Below are 17,843 nucleotides of genomic sequence, written 5' to 3' on the forward strand. Positions count from 1 at the left end.
ATGATGTCGTCACCGCGGGCCTGACCCGGGGTCCCGCCGGTTTGAAGGCCAAGCGGGACCCTGGGTCAAGCCCGGGGTGCCGAAGGGGGAGGGTGGCTTGCCCGCGACGCGCCCGATCGTTAAGCGCCGCCACATGACCGAGCGCCTCGCCGATATCGATACGTGGATCTTCGATCTCGACAACACGCTCTACCCGCCGTCGGCGCAGCTGTTCGACCTGATCGACGCGCGCATGGGCGCGTTCATCATGCGGCTGCTGGGCGTCGACGCCATCGAGGCGCGGCGGGTGCAGAAGCAATATTTCCACGACCATGGCACGACGATGGCCGGGCTGATGCGCCATCATGGCGTTCATCCCGAGGATTTCCTGGTCGACGTCCATGCTATCGCGCTCGACCGCATCGCGCCGGACGCGCGGCTGCGCGCGGGACTCGAGCGGCTGCCCGGACGACGGCTGATCTTCACCAACGCCGATGCCGATTATGCAGCGCGGGTGCTGGCGGCGCGCGGCATCGCCGACCTGTTCGACGGCGTCTGCGACATTCGCGCCACGCGCTACACGCCCAAGCCCGATCCGGCCGCCTATCGGATGATGGTCGACCATCTGGGCATCGACCCCAAACGCAGCCTGTTCGTCGAGGATATGGCGCGCAACCTGACCCCGGCGAAGGCGCTGGGGATGACCACCGTGTGGCTGGACAATGGCAGCGAAAGCGGCCATCGCGACCACCTGCCGGACCAGGTCGATTTCCATGTGAACGACATTTCGGACTGGCTCGACACTTTGCCGACACCCTGGGGGATTTCATGACGACCGACCTGCAATCGACCATCGAAGCCGCCTGGGATGCGCGCGACACTTTGGGCCTGACGACGCAGGGCGCGGTGCGCGAGGCGGTCGAGACCGCGCTCGCGGGGCTCGACGACGGCCGCTATCGCGTCGCGACACGCGACGCCGGCGGCACCTGGCAGGTGAACCAGTGGTTGAAGAAGGCGGTGCTGCTGTCCTTCCGCCTCAACGACATGGAGGTCATCGAGGGCGGCGCCGGCGGCGCGACCTGGTGGGACAAGGTGCCGTCGAAATTCGCCGGCTGGGGCGAGAACCGTTTTCGCGATGCGGGCTTCCGCGCCGTCCCCGGCTCGATCGTCCGCCGCGGCGCCTTCATCAGCAAGGGCGCGGTGCTGATGCCGAGCTTCGTCAATATCGGCGCCTATGTCGGCGAGGGGTCGATGGTTGACGCCTGGGCGACGGTCGGCAGCTGCGCGCAGATCGGCGCCAACGTCCATCTGTCGGGCGGTGCGGGGATCGGCGGCGTGCTCGAACCGCTGCAGGCCGGACCGGTGATCATCGAGGACGGCGCCTTCATCGGTGCGCGTGCCGAGGTTGCCGAGGGCGTGATCGTGCGCGAAGGCGCGGTGCTGTCGATGGGCGTCTACCTCGGCGCCTCGACCAAGATCATCGACCGCGCGACGGGCGAAATCTTCATCGGCGAAGTCCCCGCTTACTCGGTGGTCGTGCCGGGGTCGCTGCCCGGCAAGCCGCTGCCCGACGGCACGCCGGGGCCGTCGCTCTATTGCGCGGTGATCGTCAAGCGCGTCGATGCCAAGACGCGCGCCAAGACCGGGATCAACGAGCTGCTGCGCGACTGATCGCCGCGGGCGACAGGCAGGGGACCTGATCGGCGGTCCAGTCGATATCATAGGTCGCCGGAACGACCTTGCGGTCCGGATTCGGACTGGCACCGCCATTGGGGCTGTAGAAGATCCACGCCATGCTGTTGTCGAAGGCGGCGATACGGCCATTGTCCTGCCGCGCGCTGGCAGCGTCGATTTCGGGGCGGTCGACGCGCCGCCCGCGGACCATACGGACCGATCCGTCGCGAACATCGAACGCGCGATAATAGTTCATGCCGAAGATGTGCGTGTCGAAACCCGACTTGTGCGTCCAGTGTGCCGGATCGGTGCCCGACGGCAGCCGGACCGTCGTCACCCGGCAATCGAATTCGGGCTTGGCATAATATGGCAGCCCCTGGTCCTGGTCGGGCGGCCGGACGCGCTTCGCGGGCGGGTTGAAGCCGCCGCCGGGCAGCGAGTAGCTTCGCCCGAAACGCGAATCCTTGTCCCAGTCGACATCCCAGCTGCCGCGAATGGTCAGAATGCTGGCGCCGGCCTTTTGATCGTAGCGCCATTTCACCTCGTCAACCGACTGCCAAGTGCTGCCGACAATCTGCTGGCGCATCCCGGCCAGCAACTGGTCGGACGTGACGCTGGATAATTGGGCCTGCTGCTGCAAACCCGCTATGCCGCGTGTGATCGTGGTGTTCGTCACCTGCGCCGGCACGTCGAAACCCGCGCGCGCGTCGATTTCATAGAGGGTGATCTCGTCGGGCGTCGCAGCGGGTTTCCAGGCGCGCTGCTCGATCGCGTTCCCCTTCGCGCTGAGCGGCAGAACCCAGCGATAGGCGATGACGGGATCGGTCGTCGGAACGGCGACAGGCGGCAGCGTGCCGTCGAGCCAATAGCTGGTCCCGTCGATCCGCGCGCGAACCAGGACATGGTCGAACAGGGCCGGATTGGCGAGCCGCGCATCGAGGCCGTCGTCGGCGCCCTGGTTGTTCACGAGCACCGGCTCGGCCTCGATCCCCAGTTCGGCAAGCAGCCCAAGCAGCAAGGCCGTCTTGCCCTTGCAGTCGCCATATCGCCGTTGCCAGGTCTCGTCCGCGCTGGCGGGGGTCAGATTCCCAGTGCCCAGCCCGACATAGATGTAGCGGACATCCTGCTGAACCAGCTTGAGCGCCGCAGCCGCACGGTCGGTCGGCTGCACATGCGCCGCCGCAATCCGGCGCGCTTCAGCCTTGAGCGGCGATCCCTCTGGAATATGCGCCGCCTTGGCGAAAAGCGGAGAAAAGTGCCGCGACACGGCCGACCAATCGGCGAAATCGCTATATTCGACGACGCGTTGCCACTGGAAACGCGGGGGCGCATCCTTCGCCGGCGTCTTGATCGGGGGGTTGTCGAACGGGAAGTCTATCCCGCTGGCGCCGGAGTGCGCGACCGCGGTCATGTCCGGCGTCATCCGGATTCGCGGCTTGAACCCCTCCTCCCAGCTGAGTCCGAGCCGGGTGCGCCCGGGCGGCGGACTGTCGACGATGAACAGCAAACCCGAATCATTCTTCGCCAGCGTCGGGTCGTCTGCACGCGTCGTCAGGCCGACTTCGATTTCATCGCCGACGCGCAGGTCCGGTATGCGCAACACCGCCGTCAGCACGCCGTCGAGTTGGGCGGCTTCGAGCTGGTCCTCACGGCGCAAGATCTCGAACGAGGTGTTTTCGAGGACGTCAATCGCCTCGTCGCCGCGGTGCAGCTTGATCAGATGCACGACCGGTGGACCCGAAACAGGCTTCCAACTGATCGAGATATTGCCGAGTTGCAGTGCGTTGGAATGCAGGATGCGGGTTCGATAGCCGACATATTGCGCCTGCCCCCGGGCATCGAGATGCGCCAGCACATCCTGGCGCCGCACGAAGAGCAGCCCGCCGGCGTCCTCGGGGACCGGCATCAATTCGGACGGAACAACCCAGTCGGGCACCGGCCCGCGCTCGATCTGATCATCCTCGGCATTCGCCGGCGCCTGCGCGAGCGCAGCCACCAGCAGCATCGACCCAAAAATCCGCACCTTCACCCCCGCAATTTGCTGACATCATGTCGCAAATTTCGCCGGACGCAAGACCACATGGCGCGCCGCGCGGTCGTGTCGCTCGTCGAACAGCACGGGGCGTTGGTAGACATTGTAACGAAACTTCATTATTGCGAACTATTCGCACAAGGGACGGGCTGCACTTCGATCGCGGCGCGGTTGGGGGAAGTCATGTCGGCCTTTATTTGTCGAGCGTCGTTCGCGGCGATGCTGTTGGCGTCGGCCGCACCCGTCTGGGCGCAGGAACCGACCGGCGACGCGCCCGCCGCGATCCCCGCGCCGGTGGGCGGCGCCGAGCGCTACACCCCCGCCGACTTCACCCGCTTTGCCCCGCGCACCGCGCTCGACATGGTCGAGAAGGTCCCCGGCTTCCTGATCGTCACCGGCACCAATGGCGGCGATCGCGGGCTGGGACAGGCGACCGAGAATGTGCTGATCAACGGCGAGCGCATCGCAAGCAAGACGACCGACGCGCGCACGGCGCTGGCACGGGTCACCGCGACGCAGGTCGCCTATATCGACATCGTCGACGGTGCGAGCCTGAACGTGCCCGGGCTGACCGGGCGGGTCGCCAATGTCGTGCTGGTCGCGGGGGCAGGGGCCGGCGGCGGGTTCAAGACGACGATCCGCTGGCAGCCCGAATGGCGCCCGCGGATCGAGGACAATTGGCTGAACGGCGAGATTTCGACGACGGGCAAGCTGAACGGTACGCAGGTCACGCTGAGCCTGAAGAATGAGGCGAATCGCAGCGGCCATTGGGGTCCCGAGCAGCGGTTCGACCGCGATGGCGCCCTGTTGTTCGTCCGCGACGAATTCGGTGCCTATGACGGCGACCGGCCGCGGCTGTCGGCGGCGCTCGCGCGTACGACCGCGAACGGCAACAAGTGGAATTTCAACCTTGGCGGGCAGCTGCAGAATCTGCGCGAATCGGTGCGTGGCACGTCGGTGCAGCCGGGCTTCGGGCGCGTATCGGAAGATTTCCGCTTTACCGAAGACGAGCATAATTTCGATATCGGCGGCGATTATGAAATGGGGCTGGGCAAGGGCCGGCTCAAGCTGATCGGCCTTTATCGGTTCGAGCATAGTCCGTCCGTCGATACGTTCATCGTCGATCGCGCGATCGGCGGCCGGGCGGGCGAGCGTTTCAGCCAGACCGCCGACGAAGGCGAATCGATCCTGCGCGGCGAATATAGCTGGCGCACCGTGGGCGGCACCGACTGGCAGATCGCGCTGGAGGGCGCCTATAACACCCTCGACGTCGATGCCGAATTTGCGAAGTTGCAGTCCGATGGCAGCTTTCTGCCGGTCGGCTTTGAAGGCGAGCAGACCAAGGTCGAGGAAAAGCGCAGCGAAGCCTCGCTCACCTGGGGCCGCGCGCTGGCGCCGAACCTGACCGCCCAGCTGAACCTTGCCGCCGAATATAGCGAACTGACCTCATCGGGGCCGGGCGGGCTGACGCGCAGCTTCATCCGGCCGAAGGGCAAGTTCGCGCTGGCGTGGAAGGTGGGTCCCAGGACGACGATCAACTGGTTCGTCCAGCGCCGCGTCGACCAGCTCAATTTCTTCGATTTCGCGAGTTCGGTCGATGTCGCGAACGGGCAGGGCAATGGCGGCAACGGCCAGCTCGTCCCGCCGATCGTCAACCGCAGCGAGCTGGAATTCGTGCAGGACATGGGACGCTGGGGCAATGCGTCGGTCGCCTTCGCTTATGGCTATGCGCAGGACCTGGTCGACCAGATCCCATTGTCGTCGACCACCGAGGGGCGCGGCAATCTGCCGGGGGCGCATCTCTATCGCGTCACGACCAAGGGCACGCTGCTGCTCGACCCGTTGGGGTGGAAGGGCGCGCGGATCAACGCCGATGTGACCTGGCGCCGAAACCGTGTGCGCGACCCGCTGACCGACCAGTGGCGCGATCAGAGCTTCGGGCAGGACTATGTCGCCGACCTCAGCCTGCGCCACGACATTCCCGGCAGCAATATCGCGTGGGGCGGCGGCTATTTCGACGAGCGGTTCAGCCCTGGATTGCGGCTCGACGCGATCGAGAAGGAATATACGGTGGGACCGTTCGTCACCGCCTTTGTCGAGCACAAGAATGTCGCGGGCTTCACGGTGAAGCTGTCGTACCGCAACCTTGCGGGGATGAAGGACGGCTTCGACCGCACCGTCTTCGTCGAACGGCGCGACGGGCCGATCGCGTTCAGCGAGAGCCGCCAGCGCAAGTTCGGGCAATATGTCCAGCTGACGGTGACCGGGACGCTGTAACCGAGTCCCTCCCCGTCATTGCGAGCGAAGCGAAGCAATCCAGCCTGGTCCTGTGCCACTCTGGATTGCCGCGTCGCTTCGCTCCTCGCAATGACGAGGTCGATTATTTCTCGCTCAGATAATAGCGTTCGCGCGCGGTCAGGTCGTCGTTCAGTTCGTAGACGATCGGCTGGCCGGTCGGGATCTCAAGCCCGGTGATGTCGGCGTCCGAAATGCCCGACAGATGTTTCACGAGCGCGCGCAGGCTGTTGCCGTGCGCCGAGATCAACACCGTCTTGCCCGCCGCGAGCTGGGGTTCGATTTCAGCCTGATAATAGGGCAGGACGCGCCCGATCGTGTCTTTCAGGCTCTCGGTCGAGGGGATCGCGATGCCGGCATAACGCGGATCGCTCGCGAGGTCGTAGGGCGAGCCGGCGTCGAGCGGCGGCGGCGGGATGTCGAAGCTGCGGCGCCAGATCTTGACCTGTTCATCGCCATGCTTCGCCGCAGTCTCGGCCTTGTCGAGCCCGGTGAGGCCGCCATAATGGCGCTCGTTGAGACGCCAGTCCTTGGTCACCGGCAGCCACAAGCGCCCCATCGCCTCGAGCGCGAGGTTGAGCGTCTTGATCGCGCGCGACTGGACCGAGGTGAAGGCGGCGTCGGGCGCGATGCCCTTTTCCTTCATCAACTCGCCCGCGGCCCATGCCTCGGCGGCGCCCTTTTCGGTGACATCGACGTCCCACCAGCCAGTGAAGCGATTTTCGAGGTTCCACTGCGACTGGCCGTGGCGGATGAGGATGAGCTGCGGCATGGATAGTCCTTCTCGTGACAATTCGCCGTCCCCTTAGCGTGGCTTTCGGACGAAGGCCAACGCCCCTCTTGAAATGGTTTCGCCCGCCACCAGATTCGGATCATCCGGTCGCCATGAAGGGACCGGGTGGCGATCGCGGCACGCGCCGCGGTCCCTGACTTCGCTTATCAAAGGAAGAAAGACCCATGCGCAACAGCTTCGACTGGACCCCCTATCGCCGTTCGACCGTCGGTTTCGACCGCCTGTTCGAATTTCTAGAAACGAGCGGTTCGGGCGCCGAAAATTATCCGCCGTTCGACATCGAGAAGGTTGCCGACGACCATTTCCGCATCACCGTGGCGGTCGCGGGTTTCAAGTCGGGCGAGATCGATATCACCGCGCAGCAGAATATGCTGACCGTCAGCGGCCGCAAGGCGACGCCGGATGAGGGCGACGGCCGTCAGCTGCTGTACAGCGGCATCGCGACGCGCGCCTTTGAACGCCGCTTCCAGCTCGCCGATTTCGTGCGGGTGAGCGAGGCCGACCTCGCCGACGGCCTGCTGACCATCGACCTGGTCCGCGAAGTGCCCGAGGCGATGAAGCCGCACAAGATCGCGATCGGCGGCGCGCAGCCGGTGATCGAGGACAAGAAGGCCGCGTAACGCGCCCGATTGTCCAAACCCCTCGGGGTTATGAGCGGGGTCCGGAGTTCCTTCCGGACCCCGTTTTCATTTGGGCATTGGCCTCGCCGGGTTGTGGTGTGGCGCAAGTGTCGCGTTTTTTGTTTCGCGCAAAAACGCAAAGACGCAAAGAGGTCGTGCCTGCCGCGAAGCGGCCTTTTCCCACAACGCAGCGCCAAACGCATCGCCCAAGAAGAAAAGGGTCTATCGGCCCGGAGCGTCTTCTTCGTGTCTTTGCGTCTTTGCGCGAACCCCTTTCAAAGCGATCGTGTCATGAAACGACTGAACGGGTCGGGCCTGTAATCGGCGAAGGGTTCGCAGTCTTCGAAGCCGTAGCGCCGATAGAGCGCGAGCGCGGGTTCGAAGGCGGAGCTTGAGCCGGTTTCGAGGCTGAGCCTTTCGGCCCCGCGCCCGCGCGCTTCGGCGATGATATGGTCGAGCATAAGCGCCGCGACGCCCTGCCTGAGGAAAGCGTCATGCGTGCGCATCGACTTGACCTCGCCATGCCGGCCATCAAGCATCTTCAGCGCGCCGCATCCGGCAAGATCGTCGCCATGATGGATCGACCAGAAGGTCACATCGCCCGCACGCAGGCCATCGAAATCGAGGAAGTGGCAGCTGCCCGCCGGCGAATTCGCCAGCATGCCCGCGAAATGTTGTTCGAGCAGCGCGCGGATGGGGGCGCCCGACAGATCGTCCTCGACGATATGCCAGCCGCCCCCGTCGGGCATCACAGCATCTGGTCCAGCGTCGACAGGCACGCGTGCGCAAGCAGCTTCGAGCGTTCGGGCGACCAGCCCTGCACCGGGTCGGGCAGGTCACGATTGTCCTTGAACGGCATTTCGAGCGTCATCGACACCGCGCCGAACCGTTCGGCGAGCTGGGTCGTCGACATGCTGAGGTTGGCCTTGCCCGGCGCCGATTCGACATAGCCGAGGTCGACCTGAAAATCGGGCGTCGCGGCGGCGAGCGCAGCCTGGAACGCCTTATATTTGTCCTGCTGCGCGGGCTTAAGCGACGGGATGCCTTCGAAGCCCGCGAAGAAGACCGCCGGGATCGCTTCGTCGCCATGGACATCCATTGCCCAGTCGACGCCGGTCTCATCCATCGCATTGCGGACGCAGAGCACTTCGGGACTGCGTTCGGCGGTCGGTTCGTGCCATTCGCGGTTGAGATTCACGCCGGCGAAATTGGTGCGCAAATGGCCGCGGCGCGAACCGTCGGGATTCATGTTGGGCACGATGTGAAAGCGGCATTTGGCAAGCAGCGAGCGCGCGTGCGGATCGGCGGGATCGGTGAGCTTCTCTAGCGCGCCTTCGATCCACCATTCGGCCATGCTCTCGCCCGGATGTTGACGCGCATAGAGCCAGACCTGCGTGTCGCCGCTGCCCATTTCGAGGCAATCGATCGGCTGGCCTTCGAGGCTGTGGCCGAGGCGGCGATAGGTGACACCTTCGCATTCGGCGACCGAGGCGACGAGGTCGTGGTGCCGCTCCATCGAATAAGGCGCGAAATAGGCGACCCACAGGATCGGGCTTTCGGCGGTGTGGCGGACGATCAGCGACCCGCCGTCGGCGGCCGCGTCATAATCGGTGTCGAGCCGGAACCAATGCTCACGGTCGGTGCTGGCGCACACCGCATAATCGGGCCAGCCGTCGGGATAGGCCGAGTTCGCCAAACCCGTGATGCTGAGTTCCAGTGCATCGCCGACGGCGCAGCCGACGCGGAAATGGAACCACTGGAAGAAATCGGATTCGCGGTCCTTGCGGATCGAGAGCCGGGCGGTGGTGCCGGCGAGCGACTCCACGACGATATTGCCGCTGTCGAAAGCGGCGTCGATGCTGATGGTCATGGGACGCTGATAGTGCGTCCCGATTCGCCGGGGAAGTCCTTGAATAAGGCATCGGCCAATTTTGCCGCGGCGAGCGACGGCTGCGCGGCGGGCGCCTTGGCCGGGACGGCGGCGATCGCGCGGCCTTCCCACAAGGCGTTACCCGAAGCGGCATCGTCGATGCGCACCGACAGTTGCAGATCATAGATGCGGCGCGGTCCGCCGCCGAAGCTGAAACCGACGCCAAGCCCGACCCCCGAGCGATAGCCGCCCGTCGAACCGCCGACGCCGACCGACACCGGCGAGTTGCCGCCGCCGCTCACCCGTTCGCTGCGATCGAAACCGATACGCACGAGCAAGGGCGCGCTGTCGCCCGACCCCGCGGCGACAAGGCCCTGCCGCTGCAATTGCTGGTCGACTGCCGTGCGGTAGCTGTTCCACTCGATCGACGGCATGCCAGCGCCCGGACCGTCGACAGGCGCGGTCGCGGTCGCGATGGCGTAGCGGGTGCCGGGTGCCCAGCCGGGAACCGCGTTGTGAAAACGCGTGACTTCGACGGGCGGAACAACAGTTGCGCAACCGCCGAGAGCCAGCGCCGCTGCACCGAGCAGGGCGGCATTAAGATGAAGCTTCATGCGCCCACCATGCGCCAGCGAATCTGGCTTGGCAATGAACGGGATGCGCGGGCGCACCCCGTGCCATCGTCAGCGATAGAAGATGTGATTATCGATCTGCGCGATGCGCGTCTTGCGCCAGCCGGGCGAGACGTGGCGGGCGTGGAAGAAGAGCGCGCCGGGCGCCTGGTTCTTCCAGCTGCCGTCGCGGGCGATCTGTGCGATCGCGACCGCGTTCGACCACAGGGTCGACGATTCGCGGATCGCCGGCATCTTGCCGCCGCGCACGAAGCTGAACTGGCTCGGCTGATGGACGACGCCGCACAGGCTGGTCGGGAAGCGGCCCGACTGCGCACGGTTGATCACGACATGCGCGACCGCAAGCTGGCCGACGAGCGATTCGCCGCGCGATTCGAAATAGACCGCACCGGCAAGGCAGCGCAGTTCGGGATCGAGCGTCGCCGGACGCGACGTCGTGGCGACGAGCGCGGCCAGCGATTCGGCGGTCACCGGAGCCGGGATCGGTTCGACGGCGGGCCGGTCTTCGATGGTATCGGGGGTATCGACCGTCGTGTCGGTCGGCAGATCCGCCTTCTGGAGCAGTTCGGGCACATCGGCGCCGGGCAGGCTCAACACGGGCAGGCTGGCATCAAAAGCCAGATTCTTGGCGAAACCGGGTTCCGCAACGAACAGCATGGTGGCGACGGTCATGCCGACGGCGGCCACGCTGGCGACGTTCAAAATGCGACTCATAAAATCCGTCAAAAGGGCGGCTGACGGGCCAAAGAAAAACAGGCGGGGGACTTAGTTTCTGTACCCGCCTGCGGCCATCATCCGACTGCGTGTCCGAACCGTTTGCCGGGTCTCTCGACTTGAAGCCGATGCAACCCACGGGACGACCTACGCGTTAATCTGTCGGCGCCACTTATTGTGCGCCGCAACAATGTCAAGCCAGTTCGGCCCACTCGGCGACGAGTCGTGGCGCATCCGCGATGTCCAGTTCGACGATCCAGAGGTCGGGATCGGCGTTTTTACGCCGGTCGAGATAGGCGGTACGCGCCGCTTCATCGCCCCCCACCGATGCGCCGACATCTTCCCACACATAAGCGCCGGTCATGGAAAAATGCCGTTCGAGCAGCGGTCCGGCCGCGCCGCGCGCGCGGCACTGGATCAATATCACCCCCGATTGGGCGTCGCCGGAGGCGAGAATCGTCGCGAAGCCACCCGCCGCGTCGGTGCGGCGGAGCAGAAGATCGATCAGGAAGCGGCTGGTCAGCCGCGTCATGCAGGGGTTTCCGGCACTGGTGCGGCGTCAGGCCGCGTCACGCGTTTCGCTGTCGGCGAGCAGCGCATATAGCGCTTCGTCGCTCTTCGCGCCGCGCAGCCGGTCGGCGATCGCCTCGTTGCGGAGCATGCGCGAGACGCCGGCGAGCGCTTTCAGATGGTCGGCACCGGCATCGAGCGGCGAGAGCAGCACGAACAGCAGATCGACGGGCAGGCCGTCGACGGCCTGGAAATCGATCGGCCGCGACAGCTGAAGGAACAGGCCGCGCACCCCGGTTAGGTCGGCCATCTTGGCGTGCGGCAAAGCGATGCCGCGGCCAAAGCCGGTCGATCCCAGCCGCTCGCGTTCGAGCAGGGCTTCGCTGACCTCGCCCGAATCGAGCCCGAGCGAACGCGCCGCGAGTTCGCCGACGAACGGGAACAGCGCCTTTTTCGAATCGAGCTGAACATGCGCGCGCACGGTCGCGGGATAAAGAAGGGAAGATAGGTTCATCTTTTTGGTCAAATCTCAAACAGCCCGGCCAGCGCCCAGGTCGCCCTGACGGCAATCGTTCACGGATCGTCGTGACGGCCCCCGCCATGCCGGCCCCGGCACCTTTGGGTGTATCGTTGGGCGCGGCCCTTAGGCCGGATGGCGGAGAAAATCCAGTCCTATTGCGGTTCGACCCAGCCGATGGTGCCGTCGGTCCGGCGATAGACCATGTTGTGTGCGCCGGTCTTGCTGTTGACGAAGAGCAGCGCGTTGGTGTTCCTGAGGTCGAGCATCATCACCGCGTCGGAGACGCTGCTGCTGGGAATATCGACGCGCGTTTCGGCGATGATCGCGGGGGCGTCGCCCGCATCCTCTTCCTCGCTGCCGCTGTCGAAAACGATGTAGCTGGCATTGTCCTGGATCTCGTCGACCGTCGGCGAGGGTGCCCCCGACCCGTTGCGGTCCTTCAGCCGGCGCATGTAGCGGCGGAGCTGTTTTTCGATGCGTTCGGCCGCGCCCTCAAAAGCGACATGGGCGTCCTGCGCCTGGCCATGCCCCTTGAGTACGAGGCCCTGCATCACATGCGCGACGATGTCGCACTGAAAACTGTCGTGCGGCCCCTTGCCGAAGGTGGCGTGCGCGCCGATCGCGCGGGAGAAATATTTGTCGGCAATCGCGTTCATCCGATCCGACACGTGCGACTGCAGCGCTTCGCCGGTTTCGATCTGGTGGCCAGAGACGCGGATTTCCATTTTTCTTCTCCTTCTTGGCCGGCGCGATGGTCAGGGAATGGCCATCACACCGTATCGAGCCACAGCGGCTGGTTGAGCCCCGTGACAAATTCGGCATGGCGCGCCAGTTCGGCGGCCGATGCCATATGCGGGCGCGGTTCGCGCCATGGTTGGTCGGGTGAGGAAGATGCGGCGGCGGCTGCCAGCGACGAGGCCACCTGCGCCGACGGCCTGGCGGCGAGTCCAAGTCCGATCTGCCGCCCGCCGGTCATTTCGATATAGAGATGCGCGAGCAGTTCGGCGTCGAGCAACGCGCCATGCTTGACCCGGTGGCTGCGATCGATGCCGTAACGCGTACACAACGCATCGAGGCTATGTTTGGCGCCGGGATGAAGCTTGCGCGCCATCTGCACCGTGCAGCACATACGCGTCATGTCGAGCGCCGGACGCCCGGCGCGTGCGAGTTCGGCGTTGACGAAACCAAAATCGAAGACGGCGTTGTGCGCGACCAGAGGCGCATCGCCGAGAAATTCGAGCAGATCGTCGACGCGCGCCGCGAACAGCGGCTTGTCCGACAGGAAGCCGATCGACAGGCCGTGGACGGCTTCGGCCGCGGCGGGCATGTCGCGTTCGGGGTTAAAATAGGCGTGGAAGCTCTGGCCGGTTTCGCGGCGGTCGACCAGTTCGATGCACCCGATTTCGACCAGCCTGTCCCCGGTTCTGGGGTCCAGCCCCGTGGTTTCCGTATCGAAGATAATCTCTCGCATCGAACCCGCAATATTGACCCTATCGGGCATGGAAACAAGAGGCGATGGCGCGAATCTGGCGATGCGTCGCGCTTTTCGGGCGACCCGTTTCGATGATGAAATCGGCGCGCGCGCGCTTGACGCGGTCGGGGACCTGCAGCCGGCGGATCGCCTTGAGCTTCGCGGCGGTCATGCCCGGCCGCCGCATCACACGCTTGCGCTGCATCCAAGCGGGGGCCGAGACGACGGCGATCGCGCCGACGCGTCGCCAGCCGCCCTTTTCGAACAACAGTGGGACATCGAGCACGACGACGTCGCGCGCGCGGTGCCGAGCGAGGAAGCGTTTCTGCGCCCGGCCGACCGCGGGGTGGACGATCGCCTCGAGCGCGGCGAGCTCGTGCATATTGCCAAGCACTTGCGCGCCGAGCTTTTGCCGGTCCACGCCGTTTGACCCGGTAGTGCCGGGAAAGCGCGCCTCGATCGCGGCGACGAGCGCGCCGCCGGGACCCTGCAGCCGATGCACCTCGGCATCGGCGTCGAACACCGGGATGCCCTCGGCGATGAACATCTTTGCCGCCGTCGACTTGCCCATGCCGATCGACCCGGTGAGGCCGAGAAGGAAGGGACGGCGGAGCCGCGACGCGGGACGCTTGTAGTGACTCATGCGGTGAGCAACGCGCGCAATTCCTCGTCACGTCCCTCGGGCGGCGCCTTGCCGAAGAAGAGTTCGAAGGCGAGTGCGGCCTGGCCGATCAGCATGTCGAGGCCATCGACCGTGTCGAGTCCGCGCGACTCGGCGGCGCGCAGCAAGCCGGTCTTGAGCGGCGCATAGACGAGGTCATAGACGATCGCATCTTCGGCGAGCGGCGACAGGTCGAGGTCGAGCGGCGGCTGGCCGGTCATGCCCAGGCTGCTGCTGTTCACCAGCAGCGCGGCGGGGGGCAGCGCGGCATCGAGCGCGACGACGTCGCCCTTGAGGCCGAAGGTCGCGAGCAGGCCCATGGCTTTCAACGGACTGCGGTTGAGGATGGTGACCGGCCCGACCTTCGCGCGGGCGAGCGCAAACAGCACCGCCCGCGCCGCGCCGCCCGCGCCGACGACGACGACCGGCGCGCCCTCGAGGTCGAGTTCGGCGAGTGGGGCATAGAAGCCCGCAGCATCGGTGTTGGTGCCGATCAGCGCGCCGCCCGGCTGGTGCACCACCGTGTTCATCGCGCCGATCGTGCCGCGCACATCGCCGGGATCGTCGACGAAATCCATCACCGCCAGCTTGTGCGGGATGGTGACGTTGCAGCCGCGCCAGTCGGGATCGTTACGGCGTTCGGCGATATAGGCGGGAAGATCGTCGGGCTTTACATGCGCACGGCGATAATCGCCGTTGAGGCCCAGCGCCTTGAGCCAGAAACCGTGGATCAGCGGCGACTTGCTGTGCGCGATCGGGTCGCCGATCACTTCGGCATAAGGAACGCCGCCGCTCATGATGGCGCCAGCCCGGTCGCGCGCAGCCACGACAGCAGCGGAAGCATCGGCATGCCGATGATGGTCCAGGGATCGCCCTCGACCCGGTCGAACAATTGCACCCCCGCCCCCTCGATTTCGTAACAGCCGACGGTCCAGCGGATGCTGTCCCAGTTTTGCGCGACATAGTCGGCGATGAAGGCGTCCGACAAGGGGCGCATCCACAGTTTCGCTTCGCCGATCGCGCGCCACACCGGCGCCCCGTCGCGCGCGGCGACCGCGGCGCTGAACAGGCGGTGGCGGGTTCCCGACAGGCGGCGGAGATGGTCGGCGGCCTCCGCCGGGCTCTCCGGCTTGCTCAGCATCGCGCCATCATCGAGCGCAAGGGTCGAATCGGCGCCGAGTACCGTGACGCCCGGAAGCCGCGACGAAATCTTGATCGCCTTCGCTTCGGCCAGCGCGTCGGCGATGTTGCGCGGAGTCTGGCCCGCGGCGTGCAGCGACGCGGTCAGCGCCTCCTCGTCGACATGCGCGGCGCTGGTTTCGAAGGTCAGCCCGGCAACGCGGAGCATCGCGGCGCGACCGCTGCTTTGCGAGGCGAGGAGCAAGGTCATGCCGCGCCGCGGTCCTCGACCAGCTTGATCACCGCGGCGGCGGTTTCCTCGATCGAGCGGCGCGTCACATCGATCACCGGCCAGCCATTGTCGGCGAACATGCGACGCGCATAGGCGAGTTCGGCCTTGACGGTTTCATCGTCGACATAAGGCGTCTCGGGGGCCTGGTTGAGCGCGAGCAGCCGGTTACGGCGCACCTGCACCAGCCGGTCGAGCCCGGTGGTCAGCCCGACGACCAACGGTTTCTTGAGCTGATAGAGTGCATCGGGGGGCGGCGATTCGGGGACGATCGGGATGTTCGCGGTCTTGAAACCGCGGTTGGCGAGATAGATGCTCGTCGGGGTTTTCGAGGTGCGCGACACGCCCGCGAGGACGATATCGGCCTGTTCCCAATTTTCCCAGCCGATCCCGTCGTCGTGCGCGACGGTGAACTGGATCGCTTCGACCCGCGCGAAATAAGCGGCGTCGAGCTGGTGCTGGCGGCCGGGGCGCGCCTTGGCTTCCTGCCCCAGCATTTGCGACAGCGCATCGGTCACCGCGTCGAGCGCGGCGACGAGCGGCAGGTCGCGCGCCCGCGCGCGGCGTTCGAGGCTGACGCGCAGGTCGCCGTTGACGAGGGTGAACAGGATCATCCCCGGGCTCGCCTCGACCTCGGCCATGATCCGGTCGAGATGCGATTCCGAGCGCACCATCGGCCAGAAATGGCGCACCACTTCGACGTCGTCGAACTGCGCGATCGCCGCCTTGGCGATATTTTCGAGCGTTTCGCCCGTGGAATCGGATATGAGGTGAAGGTGGAGCCGGCCCATCGCCGCACATGGCGCAAAGCCGCAGAAAAAGGCAAGCGATGAAGCGTTCGGGCCGGCTGTGGATAAGTTTCGGGACAAGTGGGGGGAGCAAATCGGCACGGTGGATTCATCCCCGGCGGCGCCGATTCCACCCCACGGCTTGTCCACAGCGAAGGCATCTTATCCACAGGCTGTGAATTAGGGGGAAAGCCCGCCGCGACTCCTTGGCAAAGATCATCGCCGCGCGAGTCAAGCTGTTGGCAAAAGCGGCGGCGCTGCCTAAAGCCGCGCTATCCGCCCGCCAACAAACCACCACCATATTCTTATATATTATATTGGAAGAGAAAGAGGTCCGCGCCATGGCTTCCCGTAAGAGCTTGCTCGCGACGCTGCGCGGGGCGCGGCAAGACAGGCCGCCGCTCTGGCTGATGCGCCAGGCAGGACGCTATCTTCCCGAATATCGCGCCCTTCGCGAAACCAAGGGCGGTTTCCTCGAGCTGTGCTACGATCCCGAAGCCGCCGCGGAAGTGACACTGCAGCCGATCCGCCGTTTCGGCTTCGACGGTTCGATCCTGTTTTCGGACATCCTCGTCATCCCGCACGCATTGGGACAGGATCTGTGGTTCGAGGCCGGCGAAGGCCCACGGCTCGCCCCGCCGCTCGTCGACCATGCGCTGGCGTCGCTCGAGGCCGTGCCGCAACGGCTCGACCCCGTCTATGCCACCGTGGCGCGCGTCGCGGACGCCTTGCCGCCCGAGACGACCTTCCTGGGTTTTGCAGGAAGTCCCTGGACGGTCGCGACCTATATGATCGCTGGCGCGGGGTCGAAGGACCAGGCGGCGGCCCGGCGCATGGCGTTCGGCGATCCGGCGGCGTTCCAGGCGATCATCGACGCGATTGTCGACCTCAGCACCACCTATCTCTCCGGCCAGATCGAAAACGGGGTCGAGGCGGTGCAATTGTTCGATAGCTGGGCGGGCAGCCTCAGCCCTGCGCAATTCGAACGCTGGGTGATCGCGCCCAATGCCGAGATCGTGCGCCGGCTGAAGGCGCTGCATCCCGATACGCCGATCATCGGCTTTCCGAAGGGGGCCGGCGGTAAGCTGGCAGCCTATGCGAACGAAGTCGGCACCGATGCGGTCGGTCTCGACGAGACGGTCGATCCGGTGTGGGCCGATGCCGTTCTGCCACCCCATTTGCCGGTGCAGGGTAATCTCGACCCGTTGGCGCTCGTCGCCGGCGGCGAGGCGCTCGATGCGGCGATCGACCGCATCCTTGCGGCCTTCCGTCATCGTCCCCATATCTTCAATCTCGGCCATGGGATCGTGCCCGACACCCCGATCGCCCATGTCGAACATCTGATCAAGCGCGTGCGAGGATAGGCATGGAACTGGCAGGTTTCCTGGGATCGGCGACCTTGTGGGTCAAGGCGGCGCATGTCATCTTCGTGATCTTCTTCATGGCCGGGCTGTTCATGATGCCGCGTTTTTTCGTCTATCATCACCAGTGTCCGGTGGGGTCCGAGGAAGATGCGAAATGGATCGAGCGTGAGGACCGGCTGCGCAGGATCATCCTCAATCCGGCGATCATGGTCGTGTGGATCCTGGGGCTGATGCTCGCCTTTAACGGTTCCTATTGGAACCAGGGCTGGTTTCTGGTCAAATTCGCGATCGTGATCGCGCTGTCGGGCTATCACGGCTGGATGATCGGCTATTTCAAGAAGCTCGCCAAGGGTGAGCGCCCCTTGACCGAGAAACAGCTTCGCATGCTGAATGAGGTGCCGGGCGTCGCGGCCGCGGTGATCGTCATTCTGGCAGTCGTTCGCCCCTTTTGATCCTTCGGTGCGGCGCTGCGCCGATTGACTTGGACAAAAGCCGGTTATAGGGGCCGATCA

Annotated in this window: 20 protein-coding genes; 6 read left to right on the forward strand and 14 right to left on the reverse strand. The window is 65.4% G+C overall.

Annotated elements, in window-relative coordinates:
• The first annotated feature begins 133 nt into the window (after positions 1-133).
• Both AC3WS4_RS08485 and dapD read left to right on the forward strand, forming a co-directional pair.
• Positions 134-811, forward strand: a complete 678-nt coding sequence (locus tag AC3WS4_RS08485; protein WP_492735063.1) for a pyrimidine 5'-nucleotidase — start codon at positions 134-136, stop codon at positions 809-811.
• Positions 808-1,650 carry a 2,3,4,5-tetrahydropyridine-2,6-dicarboxylate N-succinyltransferase gene (dapD, locus tag AC3WS4_RS08490; protein WP_187139290.1) on the forward strand — a complete coding sequence of 281 codons (843 nt, stop codon included), beginning with the start codon at positions 808-810 and terminating at the stop codon, positions 1,648-1,650. The genes AC3WS4_RS08485 and dapD overlap by 4 nt, the downstream gene beginning before the upstream one ends.
• On the opposite strand, the gene AC3WS4_RS08495 is transcribed toward dapD, so the two are convergent.
• Complete coding sequence (locus AC3WS4_RS08495; RefSeq protein WP_492742707.1) at positions 1,628-3,676, reverse strand: DUF3857 domain-containing protein; 2,049 nt, start codon at positions 3,674-3,676, stop codon at positions 1,628-1,630. The genes dapD and AC3WS4_RS08495 overlap by 23 nt on opposite strands.
• A 228-nt stretch (positions 3,677-3,904) precedes the next feature.
• Between AC3WS4_RS08495 and AC3WS4_RS08500 the strand changes: the two genes are divergently transcribed.
• Positions 3,905-5,962, forward strand: coding sequence for a TonB-dependent receptor (locus tag AC3WS4_RS08500; protein WP_492742709.1), 2,058 nt, complete (start codon positions 3,905-3,907; stop codon positions 5,960-5,962).
• 103 nt (positions 5,963-6,065) lie between these two features.
• Here AC3WS4_RS08500 and gpmA read toward each other — a convergent pair whose 3' ends face one another.
• Complete coding sequence (gene gpmA / locus AC3WS4_RS08505) at positions 6,066-6,752, reverse strand: 2,3-diphosphoglycerate-dependent phosphoglycerate mutase (RefSeq protein ID WP_492735057.1); 687 nt, start codon at positions 6,750-6,752, stop codon at positions 6,066-6,068.
• 185 nt (positions 6,753-6,937) lie between these two features.
• Here gpmA and AC3WS4_RS08510 point away from each other — a divergent pair, with 185 nt between their 5' ends.
• The gene (locus AC3WS4_RS08510; RefSeq protein WP_492735055.1) at positions 6,938-7,393 is read left to right on the forward strand and encodes an Hsp20 family protein; all 456 of its coding nucleotides are present in this window, start codon (positions 6,938-6,940) and stop codon (positions 7,391-7,393) included.
• A 275-nt stretch (positions 7,394-7,668) separates the two neighbouring features.
• On the opposite strand, the gene AC3WS4_RS08515 is transcribed toward AC3WS4_RS08510, so the two are convergent.
• The 12 genes from AC3WS4_RS08515 to AC3WS4_RS08570 all read right to left on the reverse strand — a co-directional run bounded on the left by AC3WS4_RS08515 (position 7,669) and on the right by AC3WS4_RS08570 (position 15,970).
• Entirely contained in the window at positions 7,669-8,142 is a 474-nt protein-coding gene (locus AC3WS4_RS08515; RefSeq protein ID WP_187139286.1) for a GNAT family N-acetyltransferase, read from the reverse strand.
• On the reverse strand, positions 8,142-9,263 hold the full coding sequence (locus AC3WS4_RS08520) for a M14 family metallopeptidase (protein ID WP_492735052.1): 1,122 nt from the start codon (positions 9,261-9,263) through the stop codon (positions 8,142-8,144). The genes AC3WS4_RS08515 and AC3WS4_RS08520 overlap by 1 nt, the downstream gene beginning before the upstream one ends.
• A complete protein-coding gene (locus AC3WS4_RS08525) occupies positions 9,260-9,877 on the reverse strand; it encodes a DUF4136 domain-containing protein (RefSeq protein ID WP_492735050.1) in 618 nt (205 codons plus the stop codon). The genes AC3WS4_RS08520 and AC3WS4_RS08525 overlap by 4 nt, the downstream gene beginning before the upstream one ends.
• A gap of 69 nt (positions 9,878-9,946) precedes the next feature.
• On the reverse strand, positions 9,947-10,609 hold the full coding sequence (locus AC3WS4_RS08530; protein ID WP_056341892.1) for a cell wall hydrolase: 663 nt from the start codon (positions 10,607-10,609) through the stop codon (positions 9,947-9,949).
• 193 nt (positions 10,610-10,802) lie between these two features.
• On the reverse strand, positions 10,803-11,141 hold the full coding sequence (locus AC3WS4_RS08535) for a DUF1491 family protein (RefSeq protein ID WP_492735048.1): 339 nt from the start codon (positions 11,139-11,141) through the stop codon (positions 10,803-10,805).
• A gap of 27 nt (positions 11,142-11,168) precedes the next feature.
• Positions 11,169-11,633 (reverse strand): PTS sugar transporter subunit IIA, encoded by a 465-nt coding sequence (locus AC3WS4_RS08540; RefSeq protein ID WP_056342854.1) that lies wholly within the window; start codon positions 11,631-11,633, stop codon positions 11,169-11,171.
• Positions 11,634-11,791: 158 nt separating this feature from the next.
• The gene (gene hpf / locus AC3WS4_RS08545; RefSeq protein ID WP_056341896.1) at positions 11,792-12,364 is read right to left on the reverse strand and encodes a ribosome hibernation-promoting factor, HPF/YfiA family; all 573 of its coding nucleotides are present in this window, start codon (positions 12,362-12,364) and stop codon (positions 11,792-11,794) included.
• Between the two features lie 44 nt (positions 12,365-12,408).
• A complete protein-coding gene (gene dnaQ, locus AC3WS4_RS08550; RefSeq protein WP_492735046.1) occupies positions 12,409-13,110 on the reverse strand; it encodes a DNA polymerase III subunit epsilon in 702 nt (233 codons plus the stop codon).
• 19 nt (positions 13,111-13,129) lie between these two features.
• Complete coding sequence (gene coaE / locus AC3WS4_RS08555; RefSeq protein ID WP_056341898.1) at positions 13,130-13,753, reverse strand: dephospho-CoA kinase; 624 nt, start codon at positions 13,751-13,753, stop codon at positions 13,130-13,132.
• Positions 13,750-14,568 (reverse strand): shikimate dehydrogenase, encoded by an 819-nt coding sequence (gene aroE, locus AC3WS4_RS08560; protein ID WP_492735044.1) that lies wholly within the window; start codon positions 14,566-14,568, stop codon positions 13,750-13,752. The genes coaE and aroE overlap by 4 nt, the downstream gene beginning before the upstream one ends.
• Complete coding sequence (locus AC3WS4_RS08565) at positions 14,565-15,161, reverse strand: Maf family protein (RefSeq protein WP_492735042.1); 597 nt, start codon at positions 15,159-15,161, stop codon at positions 14,565-14,567. Before AC3WS4_RS08565 ends, aroE begins: the two co-directional genes overlap by 4 nt.
• On the reverse strand, positions 15,158-15,970 hold the full coding sequence (locus AC3WS4_RS08570) for a pyruvate, water dikinase regulatory protein (RefSeq protein WP_056341901.1): 813 nt from the start codon (positions 15,968-15,970) through the stop codon (positions 15,158-15,160). The genes AC3WS4_RS08565 and AC3WS4_RS08570 overlap by 4 nt, the downstream gene beginning before the upstream one ends.
• 338 nt (positions 15,971-16,308) lie before the next feature.
• On the opposite strand from AC3WS4_RS08570, the gene hemE reads away from it, so the two are divergent.
• Together hemE and AC3WS4_RS08580 are read left to right on the forward strand one after the other, a co-directional pair.
• Entirely contained in the window at positions 16,309-17,331 is a 1,023-nt protein-coding gene (gene hemE, locus AC3WS4_RS08575) for a uroporphyrinogen decarboxylase (protein ID WP_492735039.1), read from the forward strand.
• A 2-nt stretch (positions 17,332-17,333) separates the two neighbouring features.
• Positions 17,334-17,783 (forward strand): CopD family protein, encoded by a 450-nt coding sequence (locus tag AC3WS4_RS08580; protein ID WP_492735037.1) that lies wholly within the window; start codon positions 17,334-17,336, stop codon positions 17,781-17,783.
• Positions 17,784-17,843 lie beyond the last annotated feature (60 nt).

The sequence above is a fragment of the Sphingopyxis sp. EU05-FHT14B03 genome (genome assembly GCF_058790875.1).